This is a genomic window from Streptomyces subrutilus (assembly GCF_008704535.1).
GTDB classification, from domain to species: Bacteria; Actinomycetota; Actinomycetes; order Streptomycetales; family Streptomycetaceae; genus Streptomyces; species Streptomyces subrutilus.
Genome location: NZ_CP023701.1, coordinates 7160576 through 7176249 on the forward strand (window position 1 = coordinate 7160576; position 15674 = coordinate 7176249).

The window sequence follows — 15674 nt, forward strand, 5'->3', positions numbered from 1 at the left end:
GTGGCACCCCGCAGCCCCCGCGGTCACGAACAGCAAACCTGCTCAGGGCCGTGCTGCTGCCCCTGGTCACCGTAGTGGCCACCGGCACCGTCTTCGTGAGCGTCTATCTCGCCGCCTTCCACGCCCCCACGCCGCGCGACCTGCCGGTTGCCGTGGTCGGCACCCCGCAGCAGGCCCGGCAGATAGCCGACGACCTGGATCGGAGCATGGTCGACGGATTCCAGGTACGGCGCCTCGCCACCGAGGGGGCCGCACGCGGCGCGCTGAAGAACCGCTCGATCTACGCGGCCTACGTCACCGGCACAGGAGGCTCCGCGGAAATGCTCTACGCGGGTGCCAACGGCCCGTCGGTCACTGCGACGGCAGGCGACGCGTTCGCTGATGTCGCCTCGGCACGAGGTGATGCCCTCGGCCGGCAAGACGTAGTGCCCGCGCCCGCCGGAGACACTCGCAGCATGTCGGTCTTCTACGCCTCCTTCGGTGTGGTGCTCTCCGGTTTCCTCTTCGGTACGGCCACCTATCAAACTGCTCCGCGCCTGCGGTTCCACTGGCGCATGGCCAGCCTGGGGCTCTTCGGAGCCGTCGCCGGAACGATGGTCGCCCTGCTGACCGGAAGCCCGGGTTTCGACGCCCTTCCCGGCCCGTTCCTGGGAATCGCGGGGGTCGTGGCCCTTCTCGGGGCCGCCGCCGGCGGCGCGACGATGGCACTCACCCGGCTCCTCGGCCCGGCCATCGGCACACCGGTGGCCTCCGTGCTCCTGCTGACCTTGGGCAACAGCACGAGCGGTGGCAGCATGCCACCGCACTACCTGCCCACATGGCTCAACCCCCTCTCGGACATCCTGCCGGTGGGCGCCGCGGTCCGCGCGGTCCAAGGCATGTCGCACTTCGAGTCCGACGGACTGGTGTCGGGCATCATCAACTTGACCCTGTGGACCGTTGTCAGCGCGGCCGTCGTCTACAAACGTGAGGCACGCTCCCCGCAAGAAGGGCGGTCGCCATCTCCGCGCCGAACACCCTCGGCAGTCTCGCGCTGAGCCGCTCATCGCACAGATTCCCCCATGCGCAGCCGCCGCGGTTCCCCGAGACTCGGCGACCACCGACATACAGCATTTCCCCCAAGACAGCCAGTTGATATTTCACTCTGAGTAGTCGAAGTGAAGTGCGTGCGGGTTGCAAGCAACGCGGGCGGCAGGCGAGGCGCGGGCGAAAACCCGGGCTGACCGGACCGGTAGCAGCAGCACGACTTCAAGCGGCAGGAGCGGCCGCACGGACGAGCGGTGGGCGGGACACAGGCAGCGGCCGGGCATGCGGGCACGGTGCGAACGGAACGGGCCGATGGACGCTCCCCAGCGGCCGTAGCACCACCCGGCCCAGACCAGGCCGCGCGAGCGGGCGGCACGACCGCGGCCTGGTCTGGCAGGGCGGGCGGCAGGCGGAACACGTGCACGCAGCTCGGGCGGAACAAGAGCGACCAGACAGGCCGCAGCACCACGACTGCAGGCTGTGGGGGCGCGGCAGCGCAGCCACACCGGCAACAACGGGCAGACGGTCGTGGCCGCTGGACGCGTAGCGAGGGCTCATCGTAGACGCGCTCGTACGGTGTCCTCGCCGCACCGGCTGGGCATCGCAAGGAACGGCCGGAGCCTCCAATCGCACCGAACTCGGGCCGCCATCTCGACATCATGAGGGTGCTGACGATGTGACGGTGAAAATGACCGTCCCGGGTAACGAGCCACTTGACCGGTCACAGGATTTCGATGCGGCCGACGGGCCTTGACCCCGGATTTTGAACACGTCTATGCGGTTTGGGTCAGGGTAGTTGCTGCTGCTTGGACGGCGTTCTCGTAGGCGATCGGGGACCGGTGGCCGAGGCGGGAGTGCCGACGGCGGGTGTTGTATCGGTTCAGCCAGCGGAACGCGTCGAGCCTGGCCTCGCGCTCGCTCGACCAGCCTTTGCGGCCTTTGAGCGTCTCCCTCTTGAAGGCGGCGTTGAAGCTTTCCGCGGCGGCGTTGTCGGCGCTGGATCCGATCGCGCCCATGCTCTGCCGGACCCCGGCTGACCTGCAGATTTCAGCGAATGCCCTGCTCGAATATTGAGATCCGTGGTCCGTGTGCATGATCGCTCCGGCCAGGTTTCCACGGGTCCGCTCGGGCTGCCGTCAGGGCGTCGATGACGAGCTCGGTTCGCATGTGGTCGGCGATCGCCCACCCGGCCAGCCGGCGTGAGGCGAGGTCGATGACGGTCGCGAGGTAGAGCGGCTTCGCGCCGCTGACCGGCAGGTATGTAATGTCGCCGACGTATTTTCTGTTGACGTCGGATGCGGTGAAGTCACGGCCGATCAGGTCCGGTGCCTTCGCCGCGGCCTGGTCCGCGACGGTGGTGCGGTGCCGGCGGCGCAACCGGACTCCCTCGAGCCCGATGGTCCGCATGATCCTGGCGACCCGCTTGTGGTTGACCATCGGACCCTCCTCGTCGCGGAGTTCCGCGGTGATTCTGGGGGCTCCGTAGGTGCCGTCGGAGTCCTGGTGGATCTTGCGTATCCGGGCCGCGAGCCCGGCCTCGACGTATTGCCTGGCCGCTCTTGCGGCCGCGGTGCGACGCCGGTAGTAGAAGCTCGAGCGGGCCAGGCCGAGGATGGTGCAGAGCCGCTTCACGCCGTGACGGCGCTGGTGATCGTCAACGAACTGGTAGCGGTTCACCAGCGCGTCTCCGTCGTTACCGGGCCGCCTTGCGGAGAATATCCCGTTCTTCCTCGAGCTCGCGGATCCTCTTGCGGGCGGCGGCCAGCTCCGCCCGGACGCCGTCGTCGACGGCCTGCGAAGTGGCCGGCGGTGCGGAGTGGGCGCCAGGTCGGCGGCCGTCGGCGGCCCGGATCCAGTTCCGCAGCGTCTCGGTGTTCACCCCGAGATCAGCGGCGACCGACTTGATCGTCGCTCCCGGCCTCGACCGGTACAGCGCGACCGCGTCCGCCTTGAACTCGGCGGGGTAGTGCTTCATCCCCACGGGGACTCCGTTCTCCTGGACCATCAAGATCCAAGTCTCTCCGGTGTCCAAAATCCGGGGTCAAGGTCCGGTGGACGCGATCCACGACCTGGCCGGCGACGACCAGGTGGCCGCGCGGGTGGTCGCCGATTTCCTGCGCCGCCCGGCTGTCGCCTCGAAGGCGATGGGCGACGACACCGCCAGGCACGCCGTGAACGAGGCGCAGTTCGACCGGTTCCGCCAGCAGGTCCAGTACGGGCAGGAGGAAGCCGCCCCGCAGTTGGACCAGCTACGACACATGGAACACAGCACCCAGTTCATGGACCTGGTCGCGGTCTGTACGCAGTTCACGGTCACCGCCGGCAGGGTCGTGCCGAACCTGCGGGGCGAGCCTTACGACGACGCCGAACGCGAGACGATCCTGCTCGGTCTTGCGCGGGTGCGGGCGTCGGCGGACTGGATCGAGAACGCGGTCACCCGCGGCGAGGTCGACCTGGACGAGCAGCTTCAGAAGCTGCTGAAGGGCTCGGGTGAGTAGCGATGGGGCGGTGCGTTCCCGCTCACGTCCACGCCGAGGCCATCCTTTCCGCGCTGCTGGAGGCCCGTCCCGCCGGCCTGACCGTCCTGCAGCTGATGACGGCCACCGAGCGCACCCGCGCGCAGGTCCACACCGGGCTCGCGCACCTGCGCCAGGTCTCCGCGGCGAAGGGGCTCGCGCCGGTGACCTGGGACAAGAGGTGGGGCTACCGGATGCTGGACGACGCGCCGGAGGTCTGGACTGGCTACGAGCGGGTGTTCTTCGAGTCCGTCCATCACCGGGTCGCCAACTTCATCGCCGGGATCCTCCTGCCCCACCAGAAGAAGAAGCCCGACGACCCCTACATCCGAACGGTCATGGCGCAGATGGGCGCGATCGAGTCCACCCTGCACCTCCTCGCCAACCTGGAGTAGACCCCCGAAGGGCAACGGGCCGCGACCACCCGCAGCTGGCACCCGCTTCACGTCGCGGCCCGGCACCCCGTCATGCCGCTACCGCGCTACCGCTACCCCTCCGACACCAGCGACCTCGAATGGGCCCTCCTGGAACAGCTCCTGCCCACTCCCGCCTGCCAGACTCCCCAAGGCGGTGCCCCGGAGAAGTGGCCCCGCCGACGCGTGATCGACGCGATCCGCTACATCACCGACAACGGAGCCAAATGGCGCGCGCTGCCCGCCGATTTCGGCATCCCCTGGCGCACAGTGTTCGGGTATTTCACACGCTGGGCGAAGGCCGACGTCCTGCGGCACATCCTCGACCAACTCCGGCGCCGGTTGCGGCTGCGCCGCAGGCGGTGTCCCTGGCCGGTCCGGGTGATCGTGGACTCGCAGTCCGTCAAAGGCGCGGAGACCGTGTCCCAGGCAACACGCGGATACGACGCGAACAAACACATCAACGGGCGAAAACGGCATCTCGTCGTTGACCAGGACGGGCTACTCGTCGACCTGCTCGTCACCCCCGCCGACGTCCAAGACCGCGACGCGGCCCGCATCCTACTCACCCGCCTCCACGCCGACCACCCCGAAGTTGTTCTGGTCTGGGCCGACAATGGCTACGGAGGCGAGGAGTTCCACGCCTGGGCCCAGAACACCCTCGGCATCACCATCAAGGTCGTGCCCCGCCCCAAGGACGCCAAAGGCTTCGTCTTGCTCCCGAAGAGGTGGGTAGTCGAGCGGAGTAACTCGTGGACGATGCGGGCCCGCCGCAACGTGAGGGACTACGAGCGACTGATGGCCCACGCGGAAGCCCACATCCAATGGGCGTTCATCACGCTCATGTCGCGCCGTCTGACCCGCCCTCGCCGCCAGACCGAAGCGCTGCCGGCCACCCTCGCCGTTGCCTGAAGGCCAGCCCGTTGCCATTGCCGTTCGGAACGGCGCCCATCGACGCCCAACCGAACGGCGAACTGGATCACGATCACCCCTCATACCCTGTGACCTGCGGAAAGAGGATGTGACACAGCTTCTCATGACGACCGTCTGGCCGAGCAGCTCGCCTCCCGCGCCCAGATTGACAGCCGCCCGCCTCTACTACGATCGCCCTCGACCGCGATCTCCTCCCCGTGGGGGCGCGGCACCGGCCGGTCCGCGCGCCGGGCCCGCTCCCGTGTGGCCACTGACCCGCCCCGTCTCCGCTCGCACCAGGTACCCGCTGAAGCGGGAGTTCCTGCCACGGGCGCCGCATGTGATGCCGATCTCGTATTCACTCGAGCACGCCGTGACCCCGGGACGGGCAGGGGCCCTGCCCTCCCGATGTCACTCGGGAGGGCAGGGCCCCTGTCATGCGCGGTCGGTCGCCGCGGCCCTCACCAAGGGCTGCGCACCGTCACGCCAAGGGCCCGGACGCGGTCCTGGGCCTGCGGCTCGAGCTTCAGCAGCAGGTCCTCGCCGACGACCCCGTCGCGCCGCCAGATGGCGCAGAGGGTCTCCAGGCCCGCCTCGGCGACCTCCGGCTCCGCGTCGGCCGAAGTCTGTACCAGCGCTTCGAGGACCGGCCTGCCGTGCAGACCCGCGACCGCCCGTGCCATCCTGGCCCGCTCCGGCGCGGGGACAGCGGGATCGGTGAGCGAGCGCAGTACGTCCGCCGTGTCGTTGGCGTCCTGGCAGGGCAGTACCCACACCAGGTAGACGAGCTGCGCGCCGAGCACCATCAGGTATTGCAGCGGCGCGAGCAGGGCCACGGGCAGCAACAGGAGCAGGGGCAGCACGATCAGCCAGCCTCCCTGGATCCGCGAGGGACCGCCGGTCGGCGGTTCGAACCGCCGACCGGCCAGCAGGGTGAGCACGAGCATGGTCACGGCCGTCAGGAGCGGCACCACGATCAGCCCTACCCCCAACCCCGCGCCGAGCGCTTCCCAGAAGGGATCGTCGCCCAGGAGGGGCAGCACCAGCGCCGCCGCCACCCAGCCGATGCCGACGGTCAGGACGTAGCGCCGCAAGCAGGCCCACAGCCATTTTCCCGTGCTCATGACGGCCTCCTCATTCAGCAGTCCCTTGTGCAGGTGCCATTAACCCACGTCCGGTGGTCACGGTCCTTGTAGAAGAGACCGTCGAGACCATCGGGAGCGTCATAGCCGCTGGTGTGGGCCATGGAGTCCTTGGCGATCCACTTAGCCCCGTGACCGGGCTGGTACTGCACGACCTCCATGTCCGGATACGCGTTGCCCGTGCGGCTCACGGTGACGGAGTCCTTGGAGGTCTTGACGCTCAGCCAGTTGTCGACCGACCCCACCCACATGACCGGCTGCACACCGTGCACGCTCACGTCGAGTGACTCCGGCTTGGAGCCATGGTCCTGGAGGACGTTCTTGCCGGTCAGAGTCCTGAACGCGCTGTGCTGGAAGAGGATGGGGAGGGCCGGGACCATCTGGGAGGCCACGTCCACCTCCATCGGGGCGCCGCCGGTCGTGTACGAGGAGATGGTGCGCTTGCCCGGCATGGTGTGGGACGGGGCCACGTTGAAGACGACCTCGCCGGTTGCGGTGTCCCACCACAGGACCATCCGGTAGGCGGCCTTCGGGTCGTCGGTCGCGCCACGGTTGTCACCCAGCAGCATGGGGAACTTCGGGATCATCGACATGGCGTCGTAGGTGTGGATGTAGTAGCGGATCATAATGATGCCGCGGTTCGGGCCCGGGTCCATGTACGTCGTGAAGCTCTGCCCTCCGTCCTCCGTGCCGCCGTGCATCTCGTCGTAGGCATCGTCGTAGACGGAGTTCTCGTCGTAGTGCTCCTTGACCTCGTCCTCCGGCATGTCCTCGATGTGCTTGCCGTTGGTCCAGCCGCCGCCCCCGCAGTAGCCGGCGCTGCCGCAGCTCTCGAGACCGGTCGGGTCGCTGGAGGTGACCGGGCTGTTGTTCGCGTATCCGTAGCCGTTGAGGGACTGGTGCTGGTCGAGGCTCAGTACCGGGTCGACGCTGAGGAACTGGCCCAGGGCAGCGTCGTACTCACGCGCCCCGACATGGGTCAGGCTCGTGGCGGTGTCCTCGGACTTGTCGAGGAACCGTTTGTCATCAGGCCAGTTAGCCGCGGCGGAACCGCGTGCCGCGCCGAACGGGGCGGTGTACCGCTTGGCCACCGTCTGAGCGTCGTCCGCGGAGATCACCAGGGAAGTGGTGCTGTGGTGGTCGCCGGCCGTGAACGACAGCCTGGCGGTCCCGGATTCGTTGGTCACGACCGCGACCTTGATGCCCGCGATGGTGTAGGAGCGGGTGGCCCACTTCTTGGTGCCCTTGAGGTGGACCTCGGTGGAGGCGGTGTAGAGGACCGTCTCACCGGCCGCGTCGCGGCGGATGAGGAGCTCGCCGTCCGCGTCGTAGACGTAGTCGGTGGCGGAGGCGCCCTCGGTCACGTTGCCGAGCTTGCCCTCCGTGCCCCACACCAGGGCCTGGGATGGGGCGCTGCCGGGGGTTTCGGCACGCTTGGTGGTGTTGCCGGTGGCGTCGTAGGTGTACTGCGGGGTGACGCCGGCGCAGGTGCCGCCGGTGGTGGTGGCAGCCAGCGCGTGCGGGCGCGCCGGTTCGTAGCAGTACGTGCGGGTGGTCGGGGTACCGGTGTTGGTCTTCTCCGTGGCCCGCTGGCCGGACGCGGTGTAGGTGTAGCTGTTCCAGTACGGTGCCGCGCCGCCCAGGTTGGCGGCGGTGCGCCCGGAGAGGGCGCAGTCCGCGGTCTTCGGGGTCCAGGCCTCGGTCAGGCGGCGCTGGCCGTCGTAGGAGAAGCACTGGTTGTCGGCCTGGGTGAAGCCGCTGAGCGGGGCCGAGTCGAAGATCGACAGGACGTTGCCGGCCTGGTCGTACGTGTAGGTCAGCTCCTGCAGCATTCCCTGGTGCGTCTGGTCGTTGACCGTGGACTTCAGCAAACGGCCGGTGCCCTCCTCGTAGGTGTTCCCGATGAACGTCTTGCGCACGCCGGCGGCAGCCGAACGGGCCAGGGTGAGCTGCTCGATCTGGCTGGTGGGCGAGTACGCCATGTTCTGGACGTAGTCGGTGGTGCCGGAGATGCCCTTCGGGAGACCGGAGTCGTGGTAGCTCACCTGGAGGGTCTCGGCGGGCAAGCCGCCGGCCGCGGGGGAGACGGTGGTGTTGGGCGTGCCGTCGAGGCGGTAGGTCTCCGTGTGGTCGGTGGTGGCGGCTATGGTGCCCGAGGTGACCAGCGGGTCGTCGGACGGGAGGGTGAGGCGGGTCGTCGACGGACGACCGAGGGCGTCATAGGCGGTGACGGACCTGGTGTAGGCCTTGCCGTTTGAACCGCCCACGTAGCGGATGGACTGGGACGGTGAGCCCTTGCGGACGGTGTCGTACGTCCATGCCGCGAGCTTGTTGGCGTCGGACTTCGGGGACGTCCAGAGACCGGTCTTGCGGCCCATCTCGTCGTAGCCGTACTCGAGGGTCGTGTTGCGCGCGTCCTTGGTGGTCGCGATCTGGTCCAGGACGGTGTACGTGGTGGTGTTCTTCCCCTTGTCGGGGTCGGTCGTTGTCACGGTCCGCCCGAAGAGGTCGTAGCCGTACGTCCACTTCGCGCCGTCGGGACCGGTGACCGTGTCCTCCTTGCCGTCCTTGGTGTAGGTGTGGCTCACGCTGGTGTACGGGGTGGCGGGCGTGGTGCCGCCGTAGGCCGGGTCGTTGGGCGTGGTGCCGCCGTAGGTCCGTACCTCCGTCGTCCGGCCGAGCGCGTCGGTGATCGTACGGGTTGCCGTGCCGCCCTGGACCGCCGTCCTGGCTGTCGAGTCACCGGTGTAGCCGGTGGTGGTGGTCTGCTTCTTCGCACCGTAGACCAGCAGGTCCACGACCGTGGGACGGCCGAGGCCGTCGAAGACGGTCTGGGTCTGGGCGGGGGTGCTGCCGTGTTCGGCCCGGACGTACGTACCTTCCGGAGCCTTGTCCTTGTCCCAGATGTCCGCGTACGACTCGTAGACCAGACCGCGCGAGTCGTAGCGGGTGTCCGTCAGGATCCGGCCGCCGTTCGGCGACTGGCTCTGGGTCTGCAGCGGCCGCAGCAGGGCGTCGGCGATCGAGTAGACGGTCGTGTAGCCGCCGTCGGCGGCCAGGGTGCCCTTCGAGGTCCACGGCTGCTTGCCGCGCTCCAGCAGATACCCGTACTTCAGGTTCGGAGTCTGGGACTGGCCGCGGTTGGGCAGCCAGGTGGCCGTGATCCGGCCGAGGGCGTCGTAGGTGTTGTACGTGGAGGCCATGTTGGCCTCGACAGAGCGCACCACGGAACCGCGCAGGTCGGTGTAGGTGTACGACTTGTACTGCTGGCCGTTGGAGGTGAGCTGGGGCGAGGTGACCACGGCGACCTGCAGCGGACCGGCCGCGGCGGGCGTGTACGCGGTGGTCGTCGAGTTGCCGGCCGCGTCGATGGTGGTCAGCGGACGGCCGAGCTTGGCCGCCGCCGTGTCGTACACGGTCCGGGAGGTTGTCCGCCAGCCGGCGGTGCCGGCCGGGTTGCGGTCCGCGGAACCGGACGCCGCCGGGTAGGACTGGGCACGCCCGGTCCAGGTGGGCAGGCCGAGGGTCGGGGTCTGGTTCGCCGTCCAGGCCGTGGCGGCGGTGTCGTCGTACACGGTGGCCGTGTCCGCGAGTACGTCGCCGCGGGTCGCCGAGGCGGCCGGCAGGCTCAGCTTGTCGTCGGTGGCGGAGCACAGGGCGCCGACGGTACGGGTCCGCGAGGTGAGGGACGTGATCCCCTTCGCGTCGTTGCGGGCGTACCAGACGCGCGTGCAGGTCTCGTCGCCCGTCTTGGCCGTGTCACCTTGCGAGGAGGTCTGCGTCTTCATGCCGTAGGCGTCGTCGTACACGGTGTCGGTGCGGGTGGTGCGCCAGGTGTTGGAGGCGGTGAGGAGGGTGTGGGACTGCTCCGTCGCCGTGGCGACGTAGTAGGCCTTGGCGTTCCCGTACGACGCCTGCCGGTTCGCGGTCTCCTTGCTCCAGGGGTCGGAGACGGTGACTGCGAGGGCTTTGGCGCCGTCGTAAGCGATCTGCTGGCGTTGGAAGCCGGCGTACTGGTCGTCGTCGTTGATAGCGGGGATCGTCAGGCCCGCGACCGGGACGGCCACGACCGTGTTGGTGCGGGTGTCGGTCGTGCCCCTGCGCTTGTCCCCGCGCATGCCCTGCATGAAGACCTTGACGGTCGTGGAGCGGGTCTTGCCGACGGCACCACTGAACGCGGTGACCTTGCCGTAGCCACGCCAGTCGGACCAGGTGCGCTCGTCCTCGGGGGTCAGCGGGTCGTCGTTGTGGTGCCAGGCCGGGCTCGCGTACTCGTACGCGTTCTCGACGAGGTCGTTCTGCCCGGCCGGGTCCGCGATGGTGACGGCCGTGACGTTGTACTTGTGGAACCAGTCGAGCTGGGGGTCGCCGCCGTTGACGGGCCAGTACACCGGGTAGCAGGAAAGGGAGTTGTCGTCCTCGGCCGCTGGCATCTTGGTGCCGCGCACGCATTCCGGGTTCGAGAGCGTCACCGTGGTGATCGCACCCGCCTCCGAAGTGATCGTGTTGATGCGCGGGCGGTTCAGCGGAAGGACATTGTCCCCGTCCACGTCCACGCGATTCGGACGCATGTGATAGGTGAAGTCCACCGGCGGCACCTCGACCTTCCCGCCGTTCTTGCCGGTCCGCTTGATGGACTTCAGGACCAGGCTCTGGTCACTGGTGTCGCCGAGGTCGCCCGGGTCAAGGTACTCCTGGGTGAGGTCGTAGACGTCGACGGGCGCGTAGCCGTCGGGTTCGAGCGCAGTGGACCAGGCATACGTGCCGATGCTGCTCATGCGCTTGCGGGTGAAGAAGTCCGGGGCGAGTGCCCGGCAGTCGGTCTCGCTCGCCGAGCAGATTCCCTCGAAGGGGACGTCGGGCCAGTCGTCCGACGAGTCCTTGGTCAGGTCGTCGCAGCTCGTGGCGAAGCAGCGCTCCTTGTAGTCGAGGACGACCTTGTGCGATGCCGTCCCGCTGAAGAGGGTGTCGGCGCGCTGGCCGTAGCGGATCTCGTTGAGGTAGCCACCGCGGGTGTACGACGCGAGCTTGGTCTTGTCGGCGTTCTTGGCATAGTTGTTGGTCTCGGCCGTGTACCAGTAGGTGGAGGCGTTGCCGTGGACGTCCTGGACCAGGTCGAGGTTCCAGCGCCAGGCCTGGACCTCGGAGCGCGCGGAGAAGACGGAGCCCTTGGTGTAGCCGGGAAGTCGACGATCTTCGTCGCGCCCCAGCGGCCCACGGAATCCTTGGCCTTCACGCTGAGCTTCATCGTCCCCGACACCGGCGGAGTGATCGAGACGGTCGGGTTCGAACCGGCGATCTCGGTCCACGCAGTGTCCGTGGACAGCTTGTACTGGAAGGCCGTGACGGTGTCGCCGCTCGCCGGCGTGAACGTGAACTGGCCGGGAGTGCCAGGCTTTCCGGCCGCGACGCAGGCCGTGCTGGTGCAGGCACTGTAGGGGCTGCCGAAGGTGACGGCCGGGGCCTTCGGGGCGCTGGAGTCGACCTTGAAGTAGCAGTCCGCGCTGGGGTTGCTGGTGCGCTCGTTGCCGTTCGCGTACGAGCGGGTCCAGGTCCGGAAGCGGTACTGGGTGCCGTCCGTCAGTGTGGCGGGGGGGTCACTGGTGACCTTGACGTTGTCCCCCACGTATCCCGACGAGGGTCGGCTGATGTAGTCGGTGTCGCCCGCGTTGGCCTTGATCGCGGTCCAGGAGCCGTTGGTCTCCTTCTTCTCGGTCTGCATGAGGATCCGCAGCTGGGCACCGGATTCGCCGCCCCACACGGTTTCGGTGATCGCGGTCATGGCCGGAGTCGGGTCCGAGATGACGGTGGGCTTGGCGGCGTCGTTCGAGCAGATCTCTCCCGTGCCCGTGACCAGTCCCACGTAGATGGGGGTGTTGGGCTTGCCCATGTAGTCGACGGACAGGGCCGCGTCGTTGCGGAAGCGCTTCCACGCGGCGGTGTCCGACTCGTCCTCGGCCCGCAGCTCCAGGTTCAGACGGTTGTAGCGGCCGTTGGCGAAGTCGCGGACGGTGGGAGTGAGGTTCTCGTCCGGCTCGTCAGGAAGGTTGTCCGAGAATTCGACGGTCGCGGCGGGCGAGTTGGGATCGCATGCGGAGCCACGGCCGGCCGACAGCCAGCGGTCGCCCATGAGGTCGGCATAGTTGGGCTTGTTGCCCCAGGTCGTCGAGGGGGAAATCTCCCCGTCCATGCGGACCAGCCAGACATTGCGCAGCTCGCACTGGAAGGCCCACGGCTCGGTGACGCGGAAGCGGGCGGCCAGAACCTCCTTGCCCGCCAGCTTGCTCGGCGAGAACTCGAAGTAGAGGCGCTGCACGTAGCCCGGGCCACAGTAGTATCCGCCCCAAGAGCCGCACTTGCCCATGCCCTTGCCCTGGCCGTCGCTGTCGTTGTCCCAGTTCCAGAAGGACACGCCGTCATTGCGGAGCGCGGTGTGCTCGGTGCCGTCGTCGAGGGCGACGGAGGGGTCGATGTACAGGGGGAAGGCCGCGGGATCGGTCTGCTTCAGCAGCGCGGAGTCCGGTACGACTGCCAGCGAGTCGGCGTCGACCTGGACGGGCATGTTCGCCGCCCCGGAACCGAAGGCTGGACCGTCGGCGGGACGGCCGCCGGACTCCGCGCCGACGGGCGCCTTAGCCGGGTGACCGCCCTCGCTCTTGGCCGCGGCCATCCTATCCTTCGCCGAAATGGCCGGTGCGGCGGACAGGCCCTTCGAGTCCCACATCAGGGCCGGGGGCGCCTTGAACACCGGCTTGCCGTTGGCGTCCGTCGCGGACAGACCGCCGTCCTTGGCAGGGTTGAGCTGGACCTCCTTCGCCGCGAGGTCGAACTCGACGCGCTGGAGCTTCGGGTTCTTCGCGGCCTCCGGAGTCTTGACCACGAGGACCTCTCGGAAGCCCTTCAAGGTTGCCGTCATCCGCAGGTCGACCCCGGGCAGTACCTCTTGGTACACGGCGCTGTCCCCGTCGAGGACCGGCTTGGGCAGCGTGCCGCCCTGCCAGCCCAGCGACATCGACCGTCCGCCGTGCTCGATGGTGACCAGGCTCGAATCCCTGCCGCCGGAGAAGCCGACCCCGGCCACGGCGGCCTTGGGGCCCACTGTGCCGTCCGGACGGACCTCCAGCGTGGCGTCGGGCGTGACCCAGCCGGCGCCGCCCTTCGCCTTGACCCGGACCGGAACGGCCGACTGGTCAAGGCGGAAGGACTTTCCGTCCGGATTCGCGAACGTCGTCGTGGACTCTGTCCGCTCGCCCAGCACTTCGACGGGTTTGCCGGACTCGGCCGCGGCCTTGAGCGCCTCGTCACTCTCGCTCGCCGGCACCTGGGCCGTAGCAGCGGCAGCCGTCGGCGCGTACCCGGGTGTCACACCCATGACGACTACCGCGCCGAGAGCGGCCGCTACGGCGCGACAAAGCCGCCGACCCCTGATTGCAGACATGATCCCCCAGCATCCGCAAAGGCGGGCAGGAATCCCCACTGCCACGCCACCCCTGATCTATTTCCAAGGCGTGAACGTAGTAGCGCGTCAGCGGTGAGACAAAAAATTTATGTTGGCCCATCTCCTGCTGGCGAGAACCCGACAGGTCGTAAAAATGGACAGAGAGTGGTATGCCCATCGATAGCGAATGCCAGAACCAGTCAAGTGGACACCACTCCTTCCGTTTATTCGCGACGACACCGGGCTCCTCGGAGACGACGATGCCCTGGCATGCGTGACGCGGCACAGCCGGGAACGGGCCGCTTCGCACTGCACACCGGCCAGCAGCAACTGCAGATCGCCCGTGTCATCATCACCGGACCCCTCGAACCGACTGCACAGCAGCATCGCCTCGGTGAACACCTCCTACGCCGCGGCTGGCACTACGCCGATTTCCTCGGAGGCGAGCCGCAGACCCGGTCACTGAAACCGTGCCCAGTCGACTCCGAGTTCGGCGAGCGCCCGCAGTTGTCAGAGTGGAGCCGGTCGCGGCGGTTCCGTTGGTTCATGAGCCATACGCCGGTGCGGTGGACGGTGCTGTCAGGCAGGGTCTGCACCACGCTCCGGCTGGGCATCCGGCCCTCGGCCTCCAGGTATGGGGAGAGGGCCTGTAGGCCGGTCTGGAACGCGCCTGCGCCGCGCCCGGTGGTCGCGCGTCCTGGCGGCCGCCGTACGCGACTCCGGAATAACGGTGACGCCGAGGCGGGCCAGCCGCTGCTGCTCGGCGTTCAGCCGGCCGAAGTCCCGCCGCTGGGTCTCCAGCCACCGTCCGATGTCTTCGCCGTGCCGGGTCACCCCCGGCGTGATCGAGGGCACCAGCGCCCCCTCGTCGAGGAGCTGGGCGAGGTAGGGGTGGTGGCGCTGCCAGTCCACCGTGCACTCCAACAGCTCCGGGTTCCAGTCCGGGTCGATCGCGGCGAGTGCCGCGGCCCGCCGCTGGGCGCATACGGGTTCCCTCCCGAGTCCCTCGGGCCGGCGGATGTTGGTGAGCCACTGGCCGATAGCCCGGTCCGTCGAGGTGGCGTGCCGGGGCGCGGCAAGGTCCCGTGCTGCTCGTAGTACGCCCGCGCAGCGGCCAGGTTCTCGGCGAACCCGGCGTCCGCGGTGTCCCACACGATCCCGAGCTCGCGTCCGTGAGGATCTTCTGCGCCTCCGGGGCGGAGAGCCACGCGACGAACTCGGTCGCGGCCGGTCCCTTCTTCGACGCCTTGAGGGTGGCCGCCGGATACGAGGCGACGGCGTTCTGGTCGTCGGGGATCTCGACGGCGTCCACCTTGGCCTTCGCGGAGGCCGCGTCCGTCTTGTAGACCAGAGCGGCGTCCGCCTCGCCCAGCTCCACCTTCGACAGCGCGGCGCGCACGTTCGGCTCCTGCGAGACCGGCTTCACCGTGATGCCCTGCTCGTCCAGGACCTCCTTGCTGTAGCGCCCGGCGGGCACCTCGGGCGCGGCCAGCACCACCTTGATCTTGGTGTCGGCGAGGTCCTTCAGGCTGTCGATCTTGAGCGGGTTGCCCTTGGCGGTGGCGATGACCAGGCGGTTCTTCGCGATGACCTTGGGGTCGTTCACCTGGGCCCGCACCCCGTCCATCGTCGTGGTGTCCGCGGTGACCAGCGCGTCGGCCGGAGCCCCCTGTTTCACCTGCGCGGCCAGCTCCTGCGAGCCGGCGAAGGAGAACTTCAGGCTGGTGCCGGGGTGCTGCTTCTCGTACGCGGCGGCCGCCGTCTTGAACACGTCGGTCAGGGAGGCCGCCGCCAGGACCGTCAGGTCCACCTGCGGGGTGGCGGAGGCGGCGGCCGCCGACGCGGAGCTGCCGGTGCCGCTCACGGCGGATCCGCTGCCGTCACTGCCGCCGCAGCCGGCCAGCGCGGGGACGAGGAGGGCGCCGGCGAGGAGGCCGACGGCGGCGCGGCGCGGGTACAGGGTGGGGGACATGGCGAGGGGGCTCCTTCGAGCGGTTCGGGGGCGTCGGTGGCGACGGCCTTCGGTGCGGTCGCGGGCCCGCATGCTCGGGGCGGGGGGATCCCGCGGCTTCGGCCCGGCGTCGAACGGCTCGCGCAGACGACCGGACGGGAAGCACCGCACATGCGGCCAGTAGAAGAGAAGAAGCCCGCGTCTGCAATTCGGCACCCCGGGTCGGCGCCGGCCGTCCACCCGGCCCTGCGGGGACGAACATCGCAGGTCAGAGGG

At 68.8% G+C, this 15674-nt stretch carries 6 protein-coding genes and 2 pseudogenes; 4 read left to right on the plus strand and 4 right to left on the minus strand.

The features are described 5' to 3' along the window. Nucleotides 1–50: 50 nt before the first annotated feature. Nucleotides 51–1037 (plus strand): YhgE/Pip domain-containing protein, encoded by a 987-nt coding sequence (locus CP968_RS32025; RefSeq protein ID WP_189829206.1) that lies wholly within the window; start codon nt 51–53, stop codon nt 1035–1037. A gap of 762 nt (nt 1038–1799) precedes the next feature. Here the strand turns inward: CP968_RS32025 and CP968_RS32030 are convergent. Continuing rightward, nucleotides 1800–3007, minus strand: a pseudogene (locus tag CP968_RS32030) (IS3 family transposase). A gap of 43 nt (nt 3008–3050) precedes the next feature. On the opposite strand from CP968_RS32030, the gene CP968_RS32035 reads away from it, so the two are divergent. The 3 genes from CP968_RS32035 (at nt 3051) to CP968_RS32045 (ending at nt 4867) form a co-directional block, all read left to right on the plus strand. Further along, on the plus strand, nt 3051–3524 hold the full coding sequence (locus CP968_RS32035; RefSeq protein WP_189828917.1) for a DUF6192 family protein: 474 nt from the start codon (nt 3051–3053) through the stop codon (nt 3522–3524). A gap of 2 nt (nt 3525–3526) precedes the next feature. Continuing rightward, nucleotides 3527–3937: a hypothetical protein gene (locus CP968_RS32040; RefSeq protein ID WP_150521307.1), complete on the plus strand. Its 411-nt coding sequence runs from the start codon at nt 3527–3529 to the stop codon at nt 3935–3937. A 72-nt stretch (nt 3938–4009) separates the two neighbouring features. Beyond that, nucleotides 4010–4867 (plus strand): IS5 family transposase, encoded by an 858-nt coding sequence (locus CP968_RS32045; RefSeq protein ID WP_150521308.1) that lies wholly within the window; start codon nt 4010–4012, stop codon nt 4865–4867. A gap of 461 nt (nt 4868–5328) precedes the next feature. Here the strand turns inward: CP968_RS32045 and CP968_RS32050 are convergent, their stop codons facing one another. The 3 genes and pseudogenes from CP968_RS32050 to modA all read right to left on the minus strand — a co-directional run. Continuing rightward, a complete protein-coding gene (locus tag CP968_RS32050) occupies nt 5329–5991 on the minus strand; it encodes a hypothetical protein (protein WP_150521309.1) in 663 nt (220 codons plus the stop codon). Between the two features lie 14 nt (nt 5992–6005). Continuing rightward, nucleotides 6006–11318, minus strand: a complete 5313-nt coding sequence (locus tag CP968_RS32055; protein ID WP_229886431.1) for an RHS repeat domain-containing protein — start codon at nt 11316–11318, stop codon at nt 6006–6008. Between the two features lie 3294 nt (nt 11319–14612). Further along, nucleotides 14613–15419: pseudogene (gene modA / locus CP968_RS35150) on the minus strand (molybdate ABC transporter substrate-binding protein); the annotation flags it as partial. Nucleotides 15420–15674: the final 255 nt, after the last annotated feature.

Bases quoted from the DNA above. Each gene is read 5' to 3' on its own strand.
- CP968_RS32040 (WP_150521307.1), top strand. From the start codon at position 3,527: ATGGGGCGGTGCGTTCCCGCTCACGTCCACGCCGAGGCCATCCTTTCC.
- CP968_RS32045 (WP_150521308.1), top strand. From the start codon at position 4,010: ATGCCGCTACCGCGCTACCGCTACCCCTCCGACACCAGCGACCTCGAA.
- CP968_RS32050 (WP_150521309.1), bottom strand. From the start codon at position 5,991: ATGAGCACGGGAAAATGGCTGTGGGCCTGCTTGCGGCGCTACGTCCTG.